The organism is Halomonas sp. R57-5, from assembly GCF_900070345.1.
GTDB classification, from domain to species: domain Bacteria; phylum Pseudomonadota; class Gammaproteobacteria; order Pseudomonadales; family Halomonadaceae; genus Vreelandella; species Vreelandella ventosae_B.
In genome coordinates this window covers 780,243-800,279 of sequence record NZ_LN813019.1, presented here as the reverse complement: position 1 = coordinate 800,279, position 20,037 = coordinate 780,243, and the positions used below count along the sequence as shown (strand labels likewise).

Annotated in this window: 16 protein-coding genes; 9 read left to right on the top strand and 7 right to left on the bottom strand. The window is 54.0% G+C overall.

Annotated features, from left to right (window positions below):
* Nucleotides 1-153 precede the first annotated feature (153 nt).
* Nucleotides 154-1,035 carry an ABC transporter substrate-binding protein gene (locus HALO_RS03610; RefSeq protein ID WP_035580860.1) on the top strand — a complete coding sequence of 294 codons (882 nt, stop codon included), beginning with the start codon at nt 154-156 and terminating at the stop codon, nt 1,033-1,035.
* Between the two features lie 73 nt (nt 1,036-1,108).
* On the opposite strand, the gene HALO_RS03605 is transcribed toward HALO_RS03610, so the two are convergent.
* The 4 genes from HALO_RS03605 to HALO_RS03590 all read right to left on the bottom strand — a co-directional run bounded on the left by HALO_RS03605 (nt 1,109) and on the right by HALO_RS03590 (nt 9,270).
* Nucleotides 1,109-2,791 (bottom strand): methyl-accepting chemotaxis protein, encoded by a 1,683-nt coding sequence (locus HALO_RS03605; protein WP_050713052.1) that lies wholly within the window; start codon nt 2,789-2,791, stop codon nt 1,109-1,111.
* A 319-nt stretch (nt 2,792-3,110) separates the two neighbouring features.
* Nucleotides 3,111-4,799, bottom strand: a complete 1,689-nt coding sequence (locus HALO_RS03600; protein WP_050713051.1) for a methyl-accepting chemotaxis protein — start codon at nt 4,797-4,799, stop codon at nt 3,111-3,113.
* Nucleotides 4,800-5,126: 327 nt separating this feature from the next.
* Nucleotides 5,127-8,174 (bottom strand): efflux RND transporter permease subunit, encoded by a 3,048-nt coding sequence (locus HALO_RS03595; protein ID WP_035580870.1) that lies wholly within the window; start codon nt 8,172-8,174, stop codon nt 5,127-5,129.
* 1 nt (nt 8,175) lies between these two features.
* Nucleotides 8,176-9,270 (bottom strand): efflux RND transporter periplasmic adaptor subunit, encoded by a 1,095-nt coding sequence (locus HALO_RS03590; RefSeq protein WP_050713050.1) that lies wholly within the window; start codon nt 9,268-9,270, stop codon nt 8,176-8,178.
* A gap of 180 nt (nt 9,271-9,450) precedes the next feature.
* Between HALO_RS03590 and HALO_RS03585 the strand changes: the two genes are divergently transcribed.
* From HALO_RS03585 to HALO_RS03570, 4 genes are all read left to right on the top strand, one after another.
* Nucleotides 9,451-10,074, top strand: coding sequence for a TetR family transcriptional regulator (locus HALO_RS03585; protein ID WP_050713049.1), 624 nt, complete (start codon nt 9,451-9,453; stop codon nt 10,072-10,074).
* Between the two features lie 66 nt (nt 10,075-10,140).
* A complete protein-coding gene (gene codB / locus HALO_RS03580) occupies nt 10,141-11,406 on the top strand; it encodes a cytosine permease (RefSeq protein WP_035580877.1) in 1,266 nt (421 codons plus the stop codon).
* 17 nt (nt 11,407-11,423) lie between these two features.
* Entirely contained in the window at nt 11,424-12,677 is a 1,254-nt protein-coding gene (gene codA, locus HALO_RS03575) for a cytosine deaminase (protein ID WP_050713048.1), read from the top strand.
* Between the two features lie 64 nt (nt 12,678-12,741).
* Entirely contained in the window at nt 12,742-13,218 is a 477-nt protein-coding gene (locus tag HALO_RS03570; RefSeq protein ID WP_035580882.1) for a YbaK/EbsC family protein, read from the top strand.
* A gap of 21 nt (nt 13,219-13,239) precedes the next feature.
* Here the strand turns inward: HALO_RS03570 and HALO_RS03565 are convergent, their stop codons facing one another.
* Nucleotides 13,240-13,689 (bottom strand): GNAT family N-acetyltransferase, encoded by a 450-nt coding sequence (locus tag HALO_RS03565; RefSeq protein ID WP_035580883.1) that lies wholly within the window; start codon nt 13,687-13,689, stop codon nt 13,240-13,242.
* 92 nt (nt 13,690-13,781) lie between these two features.
* Between HALO_RS03565 and pdxR the strand changes: the two genes are divergently transcribed.
* The 4 genes from pdxR (at nt 13,782) to HALO_RS03545 (ending at nt 17,515) form a co-directional block, all read left to right on the top strand.
* A complete protein-coding gene (gene pdxR, locus HALO_RS03560) occupies nt 13,782-15,278 on the top strand; it encodes a MocR-like pyridoxine biosynthesis transcription factor PdxR (protein WP_050714119.1) in 1,497 nt (498 codons plus the stop codon).
* Nucleotides 15,279-15,287: 9 nt separating this feature from the next.
* Nucleotides 15,288-15,893: a DNA-3-methyladenine glycosylase I gene (locus HALO_RS03555; RefSeq protein WP_035580885.1), complete on the top strand. Its 606-nt coding sequence runs from the start codon at nt 15,288-15,290 to the stop codon at nt 15,891-15,893.
* Between the two features lie 169 nt (nt 15,894-16,062).
* Nucleotides 16,063-16,788, top strand: coding sequence for a phosphatidylcholine synthase (gene pcsA, locus HALO_RS03550; protein ID WP_442906051.1), 726 nt, complete (start codon nt 16,063-16,065; stop codon nt 16,786-16,788).
* Nucleotides 16,789-16,822: 34 nt separating this feature from the next.
* A complete protein-coding gene (locus HALO_RS03545; RefSeq protein WP_035580890.1) occupies nt 16,823-17,515 on the top strand; it encodes a uracil-DNA glycosylase family protein in 693 nt (230 codons plus the stop codon).
* 42 nt (nt 17,516-17,557) lie between these two features.
* Here the strand turns inward: HALO_RS03545 and HALO_RS03540 are convergent, their stop codons facing one another.
* Nucleotides 17,558-18,517, bottom strand: a complete 960-nt coding sequence (locus HALO_RS03540) for a zinc-dependent alcohol dehydrogenase family protein (RefSeq protein WP_050713046.1) — start codon at nt 18,515-18,517, stop codon at nt 17,558-17,560.
* Nucleotides 18,518-18,540: 23 nt separating this feature from the next.
* The gene (locus HALO_RS03535; RefSeq protein WP_035580895.1) at nt 18,541-19,983 is read right to left on the bottom strand and encodes an aminotransferase-like domain-containing protein; all 1,443 of its coding nucleotides are present in this window, start codon (nt 19,981-19,983) and stop codon (nt 18,541-18,543) included.
* Between the last annotated feature and the right edge of the window lie 54 nt (nt 19,984-20,037).

Below are 20,037 nucleotides of genomic sequence, written 5' to 3'. Positions count from 1 at the left end.
AACAATCACTCACAGTGCTCCGCCCTCAATCAATGAGGGCGGTCGCGTCCTGCGCAACATGCTGTTCCATGATCCAATAGCGACAAAAGGCAACTTCCTTGGCAATATGAGAAGTCATCTCATATAGAATATATTCTCATAAAAGGAAGCCCAATGAAGCACGCTGCTATCACCACAACCGCTCTCACAACCCTCACTGCAACGCTACTTCTGGCCAGCGCCGCCGCGAGCGCCGACCAGCGTATCGCCACCTTTGATTTAGGCAGCCTGGATACATTAGATGCATTAGGTTTAAGCGAGCAGGTGGTGGGTGTGCCCAAATCCAGCTTGCCGGACTATCTGGAACAGTACTTAGAAGAAACATACAGCGATATCGGCGGCCTTCGCTCGCCGGATATGGAGGCCCTAAGCGAAAGCGAGCCCAGCTTGATTCTCTACACCGGCCGCCAGGGCGACTGGGAAGACGAACTCGGCGATATCGCCCCTCTACTAAACACTAGCCTGCAAGGCGACGATTACCTTGCCGCTTTTGACGCTAATGTGCGCGAACTAGCCAGTCAGACTGGCGCAGAAGCTGCAGCAGAAGAAGCCCTTGAAATCCTACACAACAGGATTGAAACCCAGCGAGAAGCTCTGAGCAACGCTCCCAGCACTCTGGTAGTGACTCATAATGGCGGCAACCTGATGTTAAACCAGCACGCGGTGGTTCACGGTGTGCTGGGTGTAGCTGCACTTGAGATGCCTGATAGCGTGACATCAGAAACCCGCGGTACCCGCACCTTTACGCCGCTTTCTGCTGACGCCGTTGCCGAAATTAATCCAGAGATCGTGCTGGTGATCGACCGCAGCGCTGCGATTGGCGATGAACCTGCCGACGCGGATGCCTTAGCGCAAATGCTTTTAGAAGCGGGTGCCGAGAAAGCGCGGGTTGTCATGCTAACACCCGCGTTGTGGTATCTCTCCGGGGGCGGTTTGCAAAGCTTAGCCTTGCAAATCGATGAAGTATCAGCGGCGCTGAGCTCATCAGATAACTAAGACTTCGCGAAACTCCCCCTCTCACAACAGCCGCTAAAGAGGGGGAGCAGTCAGACAAGAAAGAATTGTTGACCTAAAACTCTTCCCACTCGTTATCCGCAGCGCTTTTCGACTGCGCTACCCGGGGTGCTGGCCGAAGCAATGCTTGTTGCGGCTTGGCCGGTGCCAAAGGGGCTGGATGGGCAACCGCGTCCCCTTCCGCTAAACGGAAGGCAGAGACAACGCTTTCAAGCCGCGCAGCCTGATCTTCAAGTGAACTCGCCGCCGAAGAGGCCTCCTGAACCAGGGCCGCATTCTGCTGGGTCACTTCGTCCATCTGGGCGACCGCTTGATTGACCTGCTCAATGCCCGAGCTCTGCTCCTGAGACGCCGCAGAAATTTCATCCATAATATCGGTCACGCGGCGTACCGAAGAGACCACTTCTCGCATCGTTGCACCGGCGCTTTCGACTAATGCCGAGCCCTCTTTCACCTGGGTTGATGACGCCTCAATCAGTGCTTTGATCTCTTTGGCGGCATCCGCACTCCGGCTCGCAAGATTACGCACTTCGCTGGCCACTACCGCAAAGCCACGCCCCTGCTCACCCGCCCGCGCCGCTTCCACCGAGGCATTGAGTGCCAGAATATTGGTTTGAAAGGCGATAGAGTCAATAACACTGATAATATCAGCGACTTTCTGCGAGCTTCCTGAAATGCCATGCATAGTGGAAATCACTCGCTCAACCACTTCACCGCCGTTACTGGCCGTGCTCGATGCATCATTAGCTAACTGGCTAGCCTGACGGGCATTATCGGCATTCTGTTTAACGGTAGCGGTTAACTGCTCCATGCTCGCGGCGGTTTCTTGCAGCGAGGCAGCCTGCTGCTCGGTACGCGACGACAGATCKGCGTTGCCACTGGCAATTTCACGCGCGCCGATATGAATCGATCCGCTGCTATCACGCACTTCAGAAACCGTTTTGGCMAAGCCGCTCTGCATATGCTGCATGGCGATAAACAGCTTACCAATCTCATTACGTCCACGATCACTGACCTTCCCTGAAAGATCATTTTGGGCAATACGTTCAAAGTGCGCTACCGCCTCGTTCAACGGTTTTACAATTGAGCCGACCATGGCGATGCGCACAAATAGAACCATTAATGCAGCGATAATAAGGGCTGCCAACTCAATGTAACCAAAGAGCTGCATTTCACTTTCATAACTGGTAATCAATTGGTCGCCGCGCTCAACCAAGTACTCATTAAAGGCTATACTCGCCTCCATAAACTGCTGATTCAAATCACTGGTTAGTTCTTGTGCAGTGCGAAAGCGAGCCTCATTGCCTGCCTGTAATGCTTCGCCTTGAGGGATTAGACCTTGCTGCATAAGGTTATTAAAGGCAGTGATCACCGCGTCAGCCAGCTCTGGCTGAGTTGCATGAGGATCGTATGATTCAAAAGTTGCAAAGAATTCTTGGGCAGCCGTTTGAAAAGTTACCGCTTGAGTGAGGTAATCACTCGCTACGCCAGTATTACCTTCATGTTCTGCGTCTAAACTATTCAAATAAAATAGCTGCGTATAGGAAACTGATCGTTGTGTACGGTTGAGAGGCAGCATTTGATGCATGGCGACATTATCTAGTTCGTCAAGGGACTCTCCCCCCTGTTTCCCCGATTGGTGACTGAGAAAAGCAATTATTAATATTATTATTGAGAAAATAGCGAGTATGAGCGTCAAACTCATTTTCACTGAGATATTACTAAGTAGTCGATTCATAGATAAGTAGCCTCGATACCGATGCGTCAATGCCTCGGCTTGCTTTAAGGTAATAAAGGAGACCGACCTAAACCTATTTAACCAGTAAGAGTCAGCGGCCTTTTGGGTTGGCTGATATTACAACCCCTACCTAACCTACAACATAGAGTTCATACTTTTTAACAATTGACTTTTTTGCCAGCGGACTACTGTCTAAATAAATTAAGCACTTATAAAGATTCGCGCGGGAGATATCTCTCCCGCGCGAATCTTTATGACTGGCAGTTTTTCTTGCGCAGAACGGCCGTTGAGCTATTGAAAGCTAAATAAAGCCTGGGGCTTAAAAAGCTTCCCAATCCTGGTCAGCGCTATTCGTTTTTTGGCTACTCAGTGCTGGCCGCATAAGCGCAGGCTGTTGTGAAGAGTGTTGTGAGGATAAACGCGGCGAGGTTAGTGGAGCATGCTGCGTATGACTCTCCCCTTCGGCTAAACGGAAGGCCGACACAACGCTTTCAAGTCGCGCTGCCTGATCTTCAAGTGAGCTCGCCGCCGAAGAAGCTTCTTGAACCAGGGCCGCGTTCTGCTGGGTGACCTCGTCCATCTGGGCAACCGCTTGGTTGACCTGCTCAATCCCCGAACTCTGCTCTTGGGACGCTGCTGAGATTTCATCCATAATATCGGTCACGCGGCGCACCGAGGAGACCACATCTCGCATTGTCACACCGGCGCTTTCGACTAATACCGAGCCCTCTTTCACCTGGGTTGATGACGCCTCAATCAGTGCTTTGATCTCTTTGGCGGCATCGGCACTGCGGCTTGCCAGGTTACGCACTTCACTCGCCACCACGGCAAAACCACGACCCTGTTCGCCTGCCCGCGCAGCTTCCACGGAGGCGTTAAGCGCCAGGATATTGGTTTGGAAGGCGATAGAGTCGATAACGGTAATAATATCCGCCACTTTTTGCGAACTATCAGTAATACCGTGCATGGTGGTAATAACTTTCTCAACCACTTCGCCACCGTTACTTGCGGTGCTTGAGGCGTCGTTCGCCAGCTGACTGGCCTGACGGGCATTATCGGCGTTTTGTTTAACGGTCGCGGTTAACTGCTCCATGCTGGCGGCTGTCTCCTGCAACGACGAGGCCTGCTGCTCGGTACGCGACGATAGATCGGCATTGCCACTGGCAATTTCACGCGCGCCGATATGAATCGAGCCGCTACTATTACGTACTTCCGAAACCGTTTTAACTAAATTGCCCTGCATATGTTGCATGGCACTAAACAGTTTGCCAATTTCATTCCGGCCCCGCGCGTTGACCTTGCCGGAAAGATCATTTTGGGCGATACGTTCGAAGTGCCCTACCGCCTCGTTCAGTGGTTTTACAATCGACCCCACCATAGCGATGCGCACAAACAGCACCATTAATGCTGCAATTATGAGTACGGCGATATCAATATAGGCAATCAATTGCATATCGTTTTCATAATCGGCAACCATTAATTTATTTTGTTCAGCCATGTAATCGTTATAGGCAATGCTCGCATCGATAAACTGCTGATTTAAATCACTGGCAGTCTCTCTGGCGTTGCGAAACTGTGCTTCATCACCTGCTGCCAACGCCACTTCTTGGGGCCTCAACCCCTGTTCCGTCAAGCTCTGGAAATTGGCTATTAAAGTTTCTACAAAGGGCGTCTGAATAGCGATTGACTCAAATCTCGAAAAGTACTCCTGAGCATCCTGTTGCATGCTCTGTGCTTCAGTCAGGTAATCACGCGCTGCGCGAGTATCACCTTCATAAGCCGCGACATAGCTATTCAAGTAAAAAAGTTGAGCGTTCGCAATTGATAGCTGCCCTCGGCTAACTGACCGCATTTGGTCTGCTGCACGGTCGACCTCTCTAAGGGATGAGCTTCCTTCTTCTCCGCCTCGATGACCGAGAAACGCAATAATTATTATTAATAATGCAAATATGGCTAAAACAAGGGTTAGACCCAATTTGACTGATAGATTACTAAGTAAACGATTCATGTGCGGAATGCCTCCAGGCCAGATCCATTAGCTTTTGGCAATTTATATAATCTAGCTAGAGCACTTCCAGCGGCTTTAGATTAACTTAAATCGACCATTATTTTTTAAGAGATACTGCTATCGGCCTGAAAGACATATACTTTAGTCTAATTTGAGAATTATTTTCACTAATGAGAATAGAAACTATTTGCGAGCGGGAGTAAATGGCGGAAGCATTGAACATCGGCAGATATAGCAACGAGATCATGCAAAATATATCGGTAAAAAGAATATCTTAGCCGTGGCTTGATCAAGCCCACGGCTAAGATGCAGAGAATCTTCTCAGGATTATTTATCGGGGTGTACGCGAATCCGATAAAGCACGCAGTAGACCACCGGCAACACGACCAGGGTTAACAGCGTGGCCACACCCAAACCACCAATCAGCGCTACCGCCATGCTGGCGAAGAAGGCGTCGCCAATCAGCGGAATCATTCCCAGCATGGTGGTCAACGCGGCCATCGACACCGGTCTCACTCTGCTGACCGCTGCCCGCACTACCGCATGGTAGCGATCCTGATGCAGCGGCAATTGCACGTTGATCTCTTCCACCAGCACGATAGCATTTTTGATCACCATGCCGATCAAGCTAAGTGTGCCCAGCAACGCCATAAACGAGAAAGGCATACCGGTGAGCAACAACGCGCCGACTACGCCAATAATGGTTAATGGCACCAGCGACCAAATAGCCAGCGGCTGACGGAAGTTATTGAACAGCACCACAGTGAGAATAAACATCATCACTATCCCCAGCGGCAGCGAAGCAAACAGCCCACTTTGCGCTTCACCAGCGGTCTCGTACTCACCGCCCCATTCCAGCCGATAACCCGAGGGCAGATCTAACGCTTCCACCCTTGGGCGAATCTCGGCCAATACGCTGGCGGCGGTCACCCCGCTTAACGGATCAGGCTCGCCGTATACCGCCAGCATGCGTTCGCGATTGCGGCGCATAATCAGCGGATCCGCCACCTGTGTGGTGATATCGCTGATGACTTGATCGGCGGTAATGTAGCGGCTTTGCTCTGCGCTCCATACGTTAAGTGAGCCAAGGTTATCCACATCGTGGCGCTGCTCAGGAATTGCCCGCGCCACTATCGGAATCAGATCGCTGCCGTCGCGGTAAACACCCACCTGACTGCCACTGGTACTCAGCGCAAGGGTGCTGGCCAGGTCTTCACGGGAGACACCCAGCCTACGCGCGGTATCCTCAAGAAAGACAGGCTCAATCGCCTGCACGCGGTTACGCCAACTGGTGCGCACGCTGGTCATATTCGGCGTATCGCGGAACATGGCCTCCACCTGGTCGCCCAACTGGCGTAGCACCACCGGGTCGCTGCCGTAGAAGCGTGCCTCTAGTTTGGCTTTCGGTGCGGGGCCCACTTCCAACGGAGCGATTTTATAGTCAATATCGCTATGGTCGCGCTCAAGCACTTTCTCAACGTCGGCCATGCGGTCATGCTGGGTCGCTTTATCATCAGTTTCGACTATCAACTGCGCATAGCTTGCGTAGCGGTCTTCCGGCGAATAGGTGAGGGTAAAGCGCTGTGCCCCGCCGCCCACGGTGGTGGTCAGGTGGCGAACCCCCGGCATCTCCATCACGCTCTCTTCCAACTCGCTAACGCGGCGCTGGGTTTCGAGAATATCGCTACCTTCCGGTGTGCGGTAATCGACAAAAAAGATCGGTGTATTCGAGGCCGGGAAAAAGGCATTTTTAACCGAACCAAAGCCGACCACCGCACCCGCCAACACCGCTACCATCAGCGCCAAGGTTAGCCAGCGCCAACGAATACCGGCGATAATGACGCGGCCTACGAAACGGTAAACCACGCCTTTGTAGGGATCCTCCTGACCATCGCCGGGGGCAACGTTGCGGAAAAACAGCTTGAAGTAGAAGGGTGTTAACGTCAGCGCCGTAATCCAGCTCAGCAGCAGAGAGTAGAGCAGCACGAAAAATAGCGAGCCGATGAACTCACCGGTGGTGTCGGGCGATAAACCGATGGGCGCAAAGGCGGCAATCGCGATTAGCGTGGCCGCCAGCAAGGGCCAGGCGTTTTGGCGAATCACTTGGTGTGCCGAATCACGAATAGTGCTGCCGCGCTTTAACCCCACCAGCATACCTTCGGTGACCACAATGGCGTTATCCACCAGCATCCCGAGGGCGATAATCAGCGCCCCCAGCGAGATCTTTTCCAGCTGTAACCCGTGAAAGCGCATCAACATAAAGGTGCCGATAATGGTGATCAGTAGGATAAAGCCCATTAACAGCCCACTGCGCCATCCCATAAACAGCATCAGCACCACGATGACGATGGCCACCGCCTGGATCAAGCTGACCAGGAAACCGGATACCGCGTCATCGACCACCTGGGGTTGGTTGTAAACGACGTTTAGCTCCATGCCCAGTGGTGTGCGGTTTTGCAGTTCATCCAAACGCTGCTCTAGCCGTTCGCCCACCTCGACCACATTTACACCACTTTCAAAAGAGACACCCAGCGAGATCGCCGGTCGACCCATATCGCGGTAAAGCTGCTGGGGCTGCTCCGCCAGCTCACGGCTCACATCGGCAATATCGCTCAGCCGTACCAACTCGCCATCGCCCTCGCTGACAATCAGGGCGCGCAGATCTTCAATATTCGCTGCACTGCCCGTGGGCGTGATGCGAAAACGACGGCCATCCTGTTTAAGGTGCCCTGAGTCCGCCACTGCATTTTGAGTCTCAAGCAGTTGCTGTAGGCGAGAAAGCGGAATATTGAGCGCACGCAGGCGTTCGCGATCAACTTCGATATAGATGCGCTCTTCGTGCTCCCCGCTCAGCGATACCTTCGCGACCCCATTAACCAGGGCAAGTTCGCGCTTGAGAAAGTCAGCGTGGTCAGCCAGATCCGGCATGCTATAACCATCGCCGGTCAGGTTGACCATAAAGCCAAATACATCGCCAAAGTCGTCGTTAACGCGGGATTGACTCGCCCCTGGTGGTAGCGAGGCCTGGGCATCCTGCACTTTACGGCGCAGCGAATCCCACAGTTGCTGCAATTCTTCGTTTTGTACCGTGCTTTCAAGTTCGACGGTAATCTGCGAGAGGCCATCAGAGCTTACCGAACTAATACGCTTGATTGATGACATCGCCTGGATCGACTCTTCCAGCGTCGAGGTGACTTCCTGCTCGACTTCTTCAGGCGTTGCGCCGGGGTACTGTGTAGTGATAATGGCATTGCGAATGGTAAATTCGGGGAACTCCAGCTGGCCCATGCCTAAAAACGATAGCGCGCCGCCCGCTAGCAGCACCACGGTCATTAAATAGCTGGCGGCGCGGTGGCGTAAGAAGTAGTCGACCATATTAAAGCCCCTGCTCTTTTTCCCACGGCGTCACCTTGGTGTCCGCGGTTAAACGGTGAGCACCCGCCGCCACAATACGGTTCCCCGCTGATAAATTACCCGTAACTTCAAGCCCCTGAGAGGTTAAGGTGCCTACCTCAACCGGCACCGCCTCTACGCTTTGGGGTTCAATAAAGCGCCAGACTTGGGCCTGTTCGGGGTTGTCACCCGAATAGCTTACGGCGTCCGGAGGAAGGCGCCATAGCGGGACAGCTTGATCGGTTTGCAGCGCGCTTAAATCCAAGCGTACATTGGCGCTCATGCCATCTAGCAGAGTGATATCGTCCGGCTGGGGCAGCGTGAGCGTGACTTCGTAAGCCAAGCTCTGCGCACTTGCCTGGGTGGTGTAGGAAGACAACTGGGCGAGGTAAGGCTTGTCGCTATTACCAAAGCGCACTTCGAACGCCAACGCATCCCCGAAGGGCGCTCCATTGCTGCGTGGCATGCGCTGCACGATCTGCTCGGGAAGATGAAATACCACGTCTAGCTGCCCTGGCTGCTGGATCACCGCAACCGTTTCCTGCACCTGAACAATCTGGCGGTTATCCACCGGGACTTGGGCAATCACGCCATCGTAAGGGGCGCGCAGTTGGGTATGCTCTACCTGTTCTTGGGCCTGCTCAAAAGTGGCCCGGGCGGCCCGCCACTCACTCTCCGACTCATCAAACTGGGATTGACTCACCGCCCCGCGTTGCAGGGTATAGCGCATGCGTTCCAGCGTTGCCTCAGCTAGCTCCAAGCGCGAGCGAGCGCTATCGAGCTCGCTCTGGACATTGCGATCATCAATGCGTGCGATCACTTCGCCTTCGCTCACTCGCTGGCCAGGACTCACATTGAGCTCTAGCAGCTCCCCGGCCATACGAAATGACAAATTGCTGCGCGTAGAGGCTTCCACCCGCGCCGGAAACTGCCGCAAGGCGGCGGCATTGGCTGACTGCAAGGTGATCAACTTTACTGGCCGAGTTGCATCAGTTGACTGCGCCTGGGGTTGCTCGCAGCCCGTTAGCACGAGCAGGGCCAGTATGACGGGCAATGAACGTAGAAGAGTAACGGCCACGAGAGGCTCCTTGATGGCGGTCAGTGAGGATTTTTAAACCTGCATTCAGAACACGAGTTGAATAATATAGTCACTTCACTGACATTCATGAATGTCAGTGAAGTGTATAATAATCACCAACTGGCGACTTTGCTATCCATCACTGCCAAAATACCGCTTATTTTAATAATAGGAGCCGCTATGTCCCGTCGTAAGGCCGACGCCGAACGTACCCGAGAAATCATTCTGGACGCGGCAGAGACCACCTTTTTAGCCCAAGGCGTTTCGCGTACCACCTTGGCGCACATCGCCCAGGCAGCAGGCGTGACACGTGGGGCCATTTATTGGCACTTTGAAGACAAAGCTGCATTGTTCGATGCACTCTTGGAACGCGTGCGTGTCCCTCTGGATGAAATTGTCGATGAGGTGGTGGAACGCCTAGGCTCAGCACCGGCAGACTGCTTACGCGAGATTGCTCTACGCTCGCTGGCAGCCATTTCCCACGACCTGCCACTGCAGAGGGCAGCCACCATCGTGCTGCACCGCTGCGAGAAACTGGAAGAGGAGCACCCACGGATTTGCATGATCACTCGACTCTCTGAGAACGCCGAGGCACGAGTAGAGCAATTGTTTGAACAGGCCCAACAAGAAGGCAATCTACGCGCCGACCTTACCCCGGCCAGCGCTCGACGCCAATTTCACGGCTTTTTGATTGGCGTCTGTTTCGACTGGCTGCMGGATCCTCAGCAGCATTCTCTTGCGGATGAGAGTAGCGGCATCGTGGAAACGTTAATGCGTGGTTTATTGGTGGAAAACACGCTGTGAAACGTTGAGTATGACTTGGCACGCGGGTTGCTTATATCAACAGGAGAATATTACCTGGAGCTTGCCATGCACCACTCTGACTATCCCTTAAGTGAAGTCCCTACCAGCGCCCGCAAGGGCCTGCTTTCTACCTCGGCAGTACTGCTTGGGTTTACGTTTTTCACCGCCACCATGTGGGCGGGCGGCACGCTGGGTCAGGCCTTCTCGATTGGCCAACTGCTGTGGATCATACTGATTGGCAACCTGCTACTGGGGGCTTACGCGGCAGCACTTGCTTATATCGCTTGTAAAAGCGGACTCAATTCAGTGCTGATGGGGCGCTTTTGCTTCGGCGAAAAAGGCAGCAAGCTCTCCGATTTTATTCTCGGCTTTACCCAAATCGGCTGGTACGCCTGGGGCACGGCGACTATCGCCCTGGTATTGGTACGCACCACCGGGATGCCTGAATGGCTGGAAATCCCCTTAATGGTGCTGTTTGGCTTTGGTTTCTGCATCACCGCCATGATCGGCTACAAGGGAATGGACTGGCTTTCACGCTTTGCCGTCCCCGCCATGATGCTGTTTATCCTGATCAGCCTTTTCACCGGGCTGGTGGATGCGCGCGGCTTTGCGGGGTTGAGCCAGCAAACGCCCACGGAGAGCATGAGCGTGGCAGCGGCGATTACCGTCATTATCGGCACCTTTATCAGCGGCGGCACCCAAGCGACTAACTGGAGTCGCTTCGCCCAGTCACCCAAAATTGCTGTGATCGCCACGATGGCGGCCTTCTTTGTGGGTAACGGCTTAATGGTGCTTACCGGTGCCCTGGGCACCATGATCTACCAGCAGGCGGATATTGTTGATGTATTGATCGCACAGGGCTTTGTCACCATCGCCGTGCTGATGCTGTTTCTAAACATCTGGACCACCCAGGACAACACCATTTACAACTTCGCCGTGGCGGGCTGCAATTTGCTACGTACCGAAAAACGCCGTTTAGTCACGGTAGGTGGTGCGGCGATAGGTACCGTACTGGCGGTCGGTGGCATGTATAACTTACTGATTCCCTTTCTGGTGCTGCTGGGCACCTTTATACCCCCCATGGGCGGGGTGATCATGGCAGACTTTTGGCTTAAGCATAAAGGCCGTTATCCCGCGCTAGCGACCGCCCAGCTACCAGACTTCAACCGCCGAGGCTTAGCTGCCTATGCGCTGGGCGCCGGAGCCGCCTATTTTTCACCGTTATTGCCCCCGCTGGTGGGCGTGGCGGTGGCCGCGGGCAGCTACGCCGTGCTGCTGCGCCTAAAGCACGCTACGCTGGGTGATAGCCTCCCATCAACTGCCAAACAATAAGTGAGCCCCTGTTTTATATGAGCATGCAAATTATCAACGCCCGCCTACGCCAACGCCCCGAGCTTTACCGTATTGAGATTGAGAACGGCGAATTTACAGCGATTACCGCCCAGGACGCGCCGCTAACCGCGAGCAATGGCCAGATTGATGCGGGCGCCAAGCTCGTTTGTGCGCCGTTTATTGAGCCCCATATCCATTTGGACGCCGCCCTTACGGCAGGTGAGCCAAGCTGGAACCAGAGTGGCACGCTGTTTGAAGGCATTGAGCGCTGGGGTGAACGCAAGTCCATGCTCACCGAAGCGGATATTCGCGAGCGCACGCTTAAAACCCTAAACCTGCTAATCGGCAACGGCGTTCAGTTTGTGCGCACCCACGCCGATACCAGCGACCCCAGCCTCATCGGCATCAAAACCCTGTGCGCCTTGCGCGATGAATTGAAGGATAAAATAGATATTCAGGTGGTCGCCTTCCCTCAGGATGGCCTGCTCTCCTACCCAGGTGGCGATAAACTACTGGAAGAAGCACTGGAAATCGGCGCCGACGTGGTCGGTGGCATTCCTCACTTTGAATACACCCGCGAGCTGGGCGTGGCCTCCATGAAGCGGGTGATCGAGCTGGCGATCAAGTATGACCGTTTGGTGGACGTACACTGCGATGAAATCGACGATCCCAACTCGCGCTTTCTCGAAGTGTTGGCCTGTGAAGCACTGTTCAACGATCTGGGCAGTCGCGTTACCGCCAGCCACACCACGGCGATGCMCTCCTACGACAACGCCTACTGCTCCAAGCTGTTTCTGCTGCTAAAACGCTCGGGTATTAACTTTGTCTCCTGCCCTACCGAAAGCATCCACCTGCAGGGGCGCTTTGACACTTACCCCAAGCGGCGCGGCGTGACGCGTGTTAAGGAGCTAAATGCAGCAGGCATTAACGTCTGCTTTGCCGAGGACTCCATCTTCGATCCCTGGTACTCCTTGGGTAACGGCAAGCTGCTGCGCACGCTGGATTTTGGCCTGCATATCTGCCAAATGATGGGCTACCAAGATTTCAGCCAGGCGCTTTCACTAATTACCGATAACAGCGCCCGCACGCTCAATATTGAAGAGCGTTATGGCATTGAGGTCGGCAAACCCGCCAGCTTCAACCTGTTGGAGGGCGAGGATGATTACAGCGTGCTGCGCAATCAGGGCGAAGTGCTGCTTTCCGTACGCCACGGCGAGATCATCATGCAGCGTGAGCCGAGCAAGATCACTACGCCACAGTGGCTTGGCTAAAGCACTAAAAGCACGTTAGATTAATCATTTAATCGACCAAAGTTACCGACTAAGGAAGGCCACGATGGGCATCGAAACCGTTCGCCAGTTTTTTGCCGAGCATGCACCGGATGTGAAAATTGAGAAGCTTGAAACCAGCACCGCAACGGTGCAATTGGCCGCTGATGCCCATGGCGTAGCACCAGGGCAAATTGCCAAAACCCTGGCATTCAAAGTCGGTGAAAAGCCGCTACTCATTGTGGCCAGCGGCGATGCGCGTATCGACAATCGCAAAATTCGCGATACCTTCGGCGGCAAGGCCAAAATGCTCGACGCCGAGACGGTGATGGAACTCACCAGCCACCCCATCGGCGGCGTTTGTCCCTTTGGCCTCGCCACCGACCTGCCGGTTTACTGCGATGAATCGCTCCACGCCTATGACGAAGTGCTACCCGCCGCAGGCTCACCCACCAGCGCCGTGCGCCTAAGCCCAAAGCGCCTAGCCGAACTGGTCAATGCCGAGTGGGTGGATGTGTGTAAGTTGCCAGAAAATGCCACTTAAGCACGCATCTATAACCTTTTATTATTTAACGTCCAGTAAATAGCCGTAAAAAGCGGTGTTACGCTGCCAGCCCAGTGATTCATAAAGGTGTTGGGCGCGTTCGTTCTCTACCTGCGTCATTAATATCAAACGTGCAACGCCGTGATCATGGGCAAGCTGGGTGGCGGCTTCCATCAATGCCCTTCCGGTGCCTTTATCGCGACACTCCGGCAACACGAAGAGATCGTTTAGCGTCCAGCGCGCATTTAACCCCACCGTGGAAACCCCAGGGTAGAGCTGCACAAACCCAGTGAGCGCACCTTCACTGCTCTCGCTAACCAGAATGAATGAATCCCCTAGCCCCATGCGCTGCTCGAAAAAATCACGCGCCGCCTGAATATCACTCGGTTGCTTATAAAACTGACGATAGCCATCGAGTAAACCACTAAGTGGTTCCAAGTCATTGAGTACTGCCGAACGAACGTTAACCATAAGGACTGCTCCATTTGGGTGGTGATTCAACAAAGCTTGCCGCTATAGTGGTCTATGATAAAGAGCCACTTATCGCCAAATTGAGGGAACCAGTGAAAAGACGTGACGCTGCCAGCGACTGGATTGCGGAGGCGCTAGCGCTAAGGCTAAACCCACATGATGCCACCACGCTGGTTCAGCAGCTTTACTGCTCGCTTAAGGAGTGGATTCAGCACGGTGAGCTGACGGCTGGCGATGCGCTTCCCTCTTCCCGCTACTTGGCTCGCGCTTTGGGTATCAGCCGTAATACGGTGCTGGCCACCATGGATCGGCTACTGGCGGAAGGGTTACTGATTGCCCGCCAGGGAGCAGGACTCTATGTGGCGAACCTCCCCGCGCTGTTAACCCGAGCAGAGCTTCCGCCACCTTTGCCTGTTCGCTACTCAAGCCGGGGTAACAAGCTATTAACACTAAGCGGAACGTTGAGCCACGACCATCGCGCCTTTGCCCCAGGCGTCCCGGCGCTCGACCTGTTTCCCCGCGAGCAGTGGCAGCGCCTTTTACGGCGTCACTATTATCACGCGGAAATGGCATGGATGGATTATCAAACCAGCGGTGGTCTACCTGTACTCAAAGCGGCTCTTTGTGACTATCTAAGACTCTCCCGCGCGGTGCGCTGCCAACCAGAACAGATTGTGATTACCCAAGGCGCCCAGCAGGCGTTTGAACTGATTACTCAACTACTCACCGATCATGGGGATTCGGTTTGGATGGAGGAGCCGGGTTACGGCGGCGCCCAGGCCTGTTTTCKGGCGKCAGGATTAACGGTAACGCCCATCCCCGTCGATAAAGAAGGGTTAAACCCGTCACTTGCCCCTGAGAAGGCGCCAGCACCTCGGCTAATTTACGTGACACCCTCCCACCAATATCCCAGCGGCGTTACCATGCCAGTCCCCAGGCGACTGGCGTTACTTGAGTATGCTTCTTACGCTGGTAGTTGGATCATTGAAGACGATTACGACAGCGAATTTCGTTACGACACGCCACCAACGCCGTCTCTACAGGGTCTTGCCGAACAGGCATCGGTTATTTATGTCGGTACCTTTAGTAAAGTGCTCTATCCCGGCTTACGCTTAGGCTATTTGGTGCTGCCTGATACACTTGCCCACGACTTCAGACGTGCCCATGCCCGACTGCACCGTGAAGGTAACTATCCCGTCCAATCGGCGCTTGCAGAATTTATTACCAGCGGGCATTTTACTCGCCACATCACCCGTATGCGGGCCGCTTATCGCCAGCGCCAAGCCTGCTTACGCACCGCGTTAACACCTGCGGTAGCCAACGGGCTTAAGCTTTCTGACGGCCATGCGGGTATGCATCTTTTAGCTGAACTCGATACTATTGAGGAAGAGGGGATGCTCGTTAAACACGCCAGTGAAGCGGGCATCACGCTTTCTCCACTTTCACGCTATTACCTTTCCGAGAACAAGCGCCCAGGGTTAGTGCTCGGCTATGCGGGCTCAACAGAAACCGAGCTTTTAGCTGCAGGCGAGTGGCTTTGCGATACATGGTTAAGCTTAAGCCACCAACATCTCAGACCACACATTTAGGAGCGCTCAATGCCCGATTTTATTGCCCCCGATAGTCACCCTCGCTGCCAATGGTGTGGCGGCGCGCCTGAGTTTCTTCCCTACCACGATAACGAGTGGGGCTTTCCAGTAGACAATGATCAGCGGCTATTTGAGAAGCTTTGCTTAGAGAGTTTTCAGTCGGGCTTGAGCTGGCGCACTATTCTCAATAAACGCGAGAACTTCCGCACTGCATTTCACCACTTCGATTTTCATCAGGTTGCCCACTTTAGCGAAGATGACGTGCAACGCTTGCTACACGACGCGGGTATTATTCGCCACCGGGGTAAAATCGAAGCCGTCATTAATAATGCCCAGCGGGCGCAAGCAATGGTGGAACAGGAAGGCTCGCTGGCCGCCTTCTTCTGGCGTTACGAGCCAGGCGCCGATTCAATCGCCGCGCCGCAAACCCAGACCACCTCGCCTGAATCCATCGCACTTTCCAAAGAGTTGAAAAAGCGCGGCTGGAAATTCGTTGGCCCAACGACCGCTTTTGCCTTTATGCAGGCAATGGGGCTACTTAATGATCACTCGCTAAGTTGCATCACCCGCGATCGGGTCGAACAGGCAAGACAGCGGTTTCAGCGACCGGTGTAACAAAAAAGGGGTAAGGCACTATACTTCTTGCATGCTTGGCAAAAGACGCCATAGACAGATGACCTACCTGCGTATTATCTGGGCATCTTCCTGTAGTAAGGTATGGTTCTTTAAGCACTTATCAATAAACCGAACAGCAAGGGGACAACACGTTCCCAATGGGGTCAACGTGGTTCAATCGTTCTCTTCACCTACAGAATCCCGCGCCTCACGATGTAAAGCTTGGAGTGTGCATATATTCACCGCCAGCGGTGTGCTGCTCGGTACAATGGCGCTGCTTGCACTGGTCGACAATAATCCTGTCGCCTGCCTCCTATGGCTGGGTGCTGCGATGATGATTGATGGTATCGATGGCACGCTGGCGCGCAAGTATGAAGTAAAAATGATACTGCCCCATTTCGATGGTTCGACCCTTGATATGGKGATTGATTACCTGACCTGGGCCTTTATTCCCGCCCTTTTTATCTACTACTTTATTGAACTACCGCCCTATTTAGCACTGCCATCAGTGTTCATTGTTCTGCTGTCATCAATGTTCTGTTTCTGCAACGTCGATATGAAAAGCCAAGACAACTACTTCGTTGGCTTTCCTGCTGCTTGGAACATCACCGCCGCTTATTTTTATATTCTTGATTTACCGCCTTTTATCACCTTTGCCGCTATCGTCGTTTTAGCCATTCTCACCGTGACTAAAATGAAGTTCCTGCACCCCTTTCGCGTGCGCCTGTTCATGCCACTCAATATCGCAGTCACACTGCTATGGTGCGTGTGTGCTGCATCACTGATACTTTCCAGTCCTGAGCACGCCGCCTGGGCACTATGGGGATGGGGCATTGCCTCTGCTTACTTCGCCGGCATGTGTCTATGGCGTACGGCGCAAGAGTGGTTTGATTGAACCAGCCGAACGGCTGCAGCAAGGAGCATGGAAGATGTCACTGACCCCAAGGCAACAGGAAAAATTCAGAGCACTGGCGGCAGAAATCGAAGGAATCGATGTCGAGGTCTACAAGCGCTTTGAGCGCGGTCCCCTAGAGCCGATCATCGGTCTTGGGCAACGCAATCTGCGCATTGGCTTTTTCGGGCGCGACCCAGGGCGCGATGAGGTACGCCATGGCGAACCCTTTATCGGCGCTGGTGGGCAATTGGTCAGAAAGGCGCTGTATGAGCACCTTTATGATGAGAAAATGCCGGATTTCGTAGCATCAAAAGCCGTAGGCGAGCACTTTTTCTGGATCAATACCGTGCCCTACAAGCCCGTCGGCAACAAGGCGTGGTCGATGAAGGTCAAACGCCACTTCCACGGCCTGGTGAACGAGGTTCTGATCTCCCGCTGGGAAGGACGAACCCTCATTACGTTAGGACGCGAAGCCTTCCTGTGGTTTGGTATCGGCCGCTCAAAAGAGGAACGCGCACGCCTGGAAACCTTCTGGAAGCGCGAGGATCGCTTTGAAAGCAGTATCGAAGTGACGCTGGAGGATGATCGGGGCGAGGCAGAGACCTTTACCCTTTATCCGCTTCCTCACCCCTCTCCGCTCAACCAGAACTGGTATGCTCGTTTCCCAGGTCTATTACAGCAGCGTCTAGAGCAGTTGGATGTGCGTCCAGACAACCTCACGCTATAAAGACGCGCCCACCCTCTTTAAGGCGAACGCTAAGGTTGGACGCTAATCATGCAAGTGTAGAGTGAAGTCCAGAAGCACCTTCTGGCCGCTTGGGCAAAGCGCCCTTTCGACAGCTTGCCGCCAGCCTTGGCTAGGAAATACTTGATAATTAGGCATACCTGCCTGGCTCAAAAGTCGCCAGATATGGGAGAACTTATGCTGCCAAGCCTCGGCAGACATCCTGGCTAAACTGTCGCGTAGATGAAACCTTCTATAGTGAGCCCTAGGTTTGGTATCCAACTGAATGGCCTGCCCGGTCAATAATCCATAGGCAATAAACATCGCGTTAGGCGCCATTAACTGCAGGATATTCGATGCCACTGGGCCGCCCAAAGAATCAAATACCAACTCAGRCTCCCGCGCAACATCCGAGATCTTCGACGCATCTCGAATCGACACCGGTTTGATACCGAGCTGTTCCAGGCGGGCAACTCGACTCTCGGAGCGGTATATGCCAGCAACTTCCCTGGCGCCGTGCTGATATGCCCATGCTCCAAGATAATCAGCGCAATTCGACCCAGCTCCACTTAGAAGAACACGCTTCCCCTTTACAGGCCAAGTCTCAAGTATTGTTAGGGCAGCTAAAGGGTTAATGTAGGCACGTGCTGCGACCACATCAGGAATGGCATCTGGGACGGGCACTGCGAGAGCAGGATCACAATCCAAAATGGTCTGCCAAGTGCCATCGCCTCGTAATGGGAGAACTCGCTTTCCGATCAAGTAGGCGTATTTTCGCGGGGCCTCAATGACCCGGCCAACCCCTTCGTACCCAGCGACAGCGGGGAGCTTTATACGATGAGAGTAGGCACCTGTGATGGGAATCAAATCAGACGGATTAACTGGGGCACACAACATCCTCACCCTGAGCTTGCCTTTGGCCCTGCTTGGAACGTCAGTTGTCTCCATGCTCAATTTTTCAAGCGGCTTTCCGAACGATCGATAGGTGAGAGCATGACGACGCATGAGTACCTCGAATGAAGAATGAACTAGGTGATACCCACCTCATGCGCCTGCGCTTCCTCTACCATCTCAGTAGCCAGCTCACCCACCGTACGTACAGCCGCTTCAATCGCGGGCGTTAACGTAAAGGCATAGCTCAGACGCAGGCACTGACGGAACTTGCCCGAGGCTGAAAACAGCGAGCCCGGTGCCACATGAATGGCATGCAGGACCAAGCGCTCATTGAGGCGCACACAGTCCACGGCGGCGGGGAGCTCCACCCATAGCAAAAAACTGCCTTGTGGGTAGCTAATGCCTGCACCCTTGGGGAAGTAGCGCTGTACCCAACTGATCATGATATCCCTTTGGCGCTGATACTGGCGGGTGGCGTAGCGAAGGTGACGCTCGTAGTGCCCTTTKGCGACGAACTCCGCTACTGCTAGCTGCGGCAACGTCGCCGAGGCGCCGGTGGAGACGTACTTCATATGCATTGCCTGATCACGATAGCGGCCCGGGGCCAGCCAGCCCACCCGAAGACCTGGCCCCACCGTTTTGGAAAAGCCACTGCACAGCATCACGCGCCCATCGTCATCGAAGGATTTAATGGTGCGCGGCCTGGGCAGGGTAAATGATAAATCGCCGTAGATATCGTCTTCGATAATGGCCACATCGAAGCGTTGGGCGAGCTGAAACAGCGCCCGCTTGCGCGCTTCTGGCATGGTATAGCCTAGCGGATTGTTGTAGGTAGGCGTGACCTGTATCGCACGGATTGGCCACTGCTCTAACGCTAGTTCCAGGGCTTCCAGGCTGATGCCCGTTTGCGGGTCGGTGGGAATTTCCAGTGCTTTTAAGCCGTTGGCTTTAAGGATTTGCATGGTGCCGTAAAAGCTCGGCGAATCAATGGCGACTACATCACCTGGCTGGGTTAGCGTGCGCAGCGAGATGGATAGCGCTTCCTGGCAGCCCGTAGTTACCATGATGTCGTCTGGGTGCAGCAAACAGCCGGAAGCGATGGCCAACCGGGCTACCTGTTGACGAAGCTCAAGTCGACCACTCAGTTTGTCGTAATTAAACCCAACAAGGTCATGACTGCGATGTAGGCCTGCAAGAATTTTCGACAGCGGACGTAGCGATTCATACTCTACATTTGGCGCGCCACGCCCTAAAAGAAGTCGACTCTCATCGCGGTGTGTCGCTACCAGCTCCAACACTTGATCCCATTGGGAAATATCCAGCGGGCGCTGTGCGGGGCGTGAGACCGACGGCAGCACCGATGGTACGCGGCTAGGTAGCACGAAGTAGCCCGATTTTGGTCGAGACTCGATCAACGCCACGTCCATCAGTTGGCGGTAAGCCTCCTGGGCCGTCGAAATGCTAACGTCCAGTTCCTGGCACACCGCGCGAATAGACGGCAGGCGATCGCCCACACGGTAAATACCGTGCTCGATACGCTCCCGCAAAATGCTGGCGACTTCTTCATAGCGCGTCATGACACTCATCCTAATGCAGCCTGATAACGATACAGATGACCTCCACATCGGCCA

What these genes read in the sequence shown, in the direction of transcription:
- HALO_RS03555 (WP_035580885.1), top strand. Translation starts at nt 15,288, where the DNA reads ATGCCCGATTTTATTGCCCCCGATAGTCACCCTCGCTGCCAATGGTGT.
- codB (WP_035580877.1), top strand. Translation starts at nt 10,141, where the DNA reads ATGCACCACTCTGACTATCCCTTAAGTGAAGTCCCTACCAGCGCCCGC.
- HALO_RS03600 (WP_050713051.1), bottom strand. Translation starts at nt 4,799, where the DNA reads ATGAATCGTTTACTTAGTAATCTATCAGTCAAATTGGGTCTAACCCTT.
- HALO_RS03570 (WP_035580882.1), top strand. Translation starts at nt 12,742, where the DNA reads ATGGGCATCGAAACCGTTCGCCAGTTTTTTGCCGAGCATGCACCGGAT.
- HALO_RS03545 (WP_035580890.1), top strand. Translation starts at nt 16,823, where the DNA reads ATGTCACTGACCCCAAGGCAACAGGAAAAATTCAGAGCACTGGCGGCA.
- HALO_RS03565 (WP_035580883.1), bottom strand. Translation starts at nt 13,689, where the DNA reads ATGGTTAACGTTCGTTCGGCAGTACTCAATGACTTGGAACCACTTAGT.
- HALO_RS03595 (WP_035580870.1), bottom strand. Translation starts at nt 8,174, where the DNA reads ATGGTCGACTACTTCTTACGCCACCGCGCCGCCAGCTATTTAATGACC.
- HALO_RS03610 (WP_035580860.1), top strand. Translation starts at nt 154, where the DNA reads ATGAAGCACGCTGCTATCACCACAACCGCTCTCACAACCCTCACTGCA.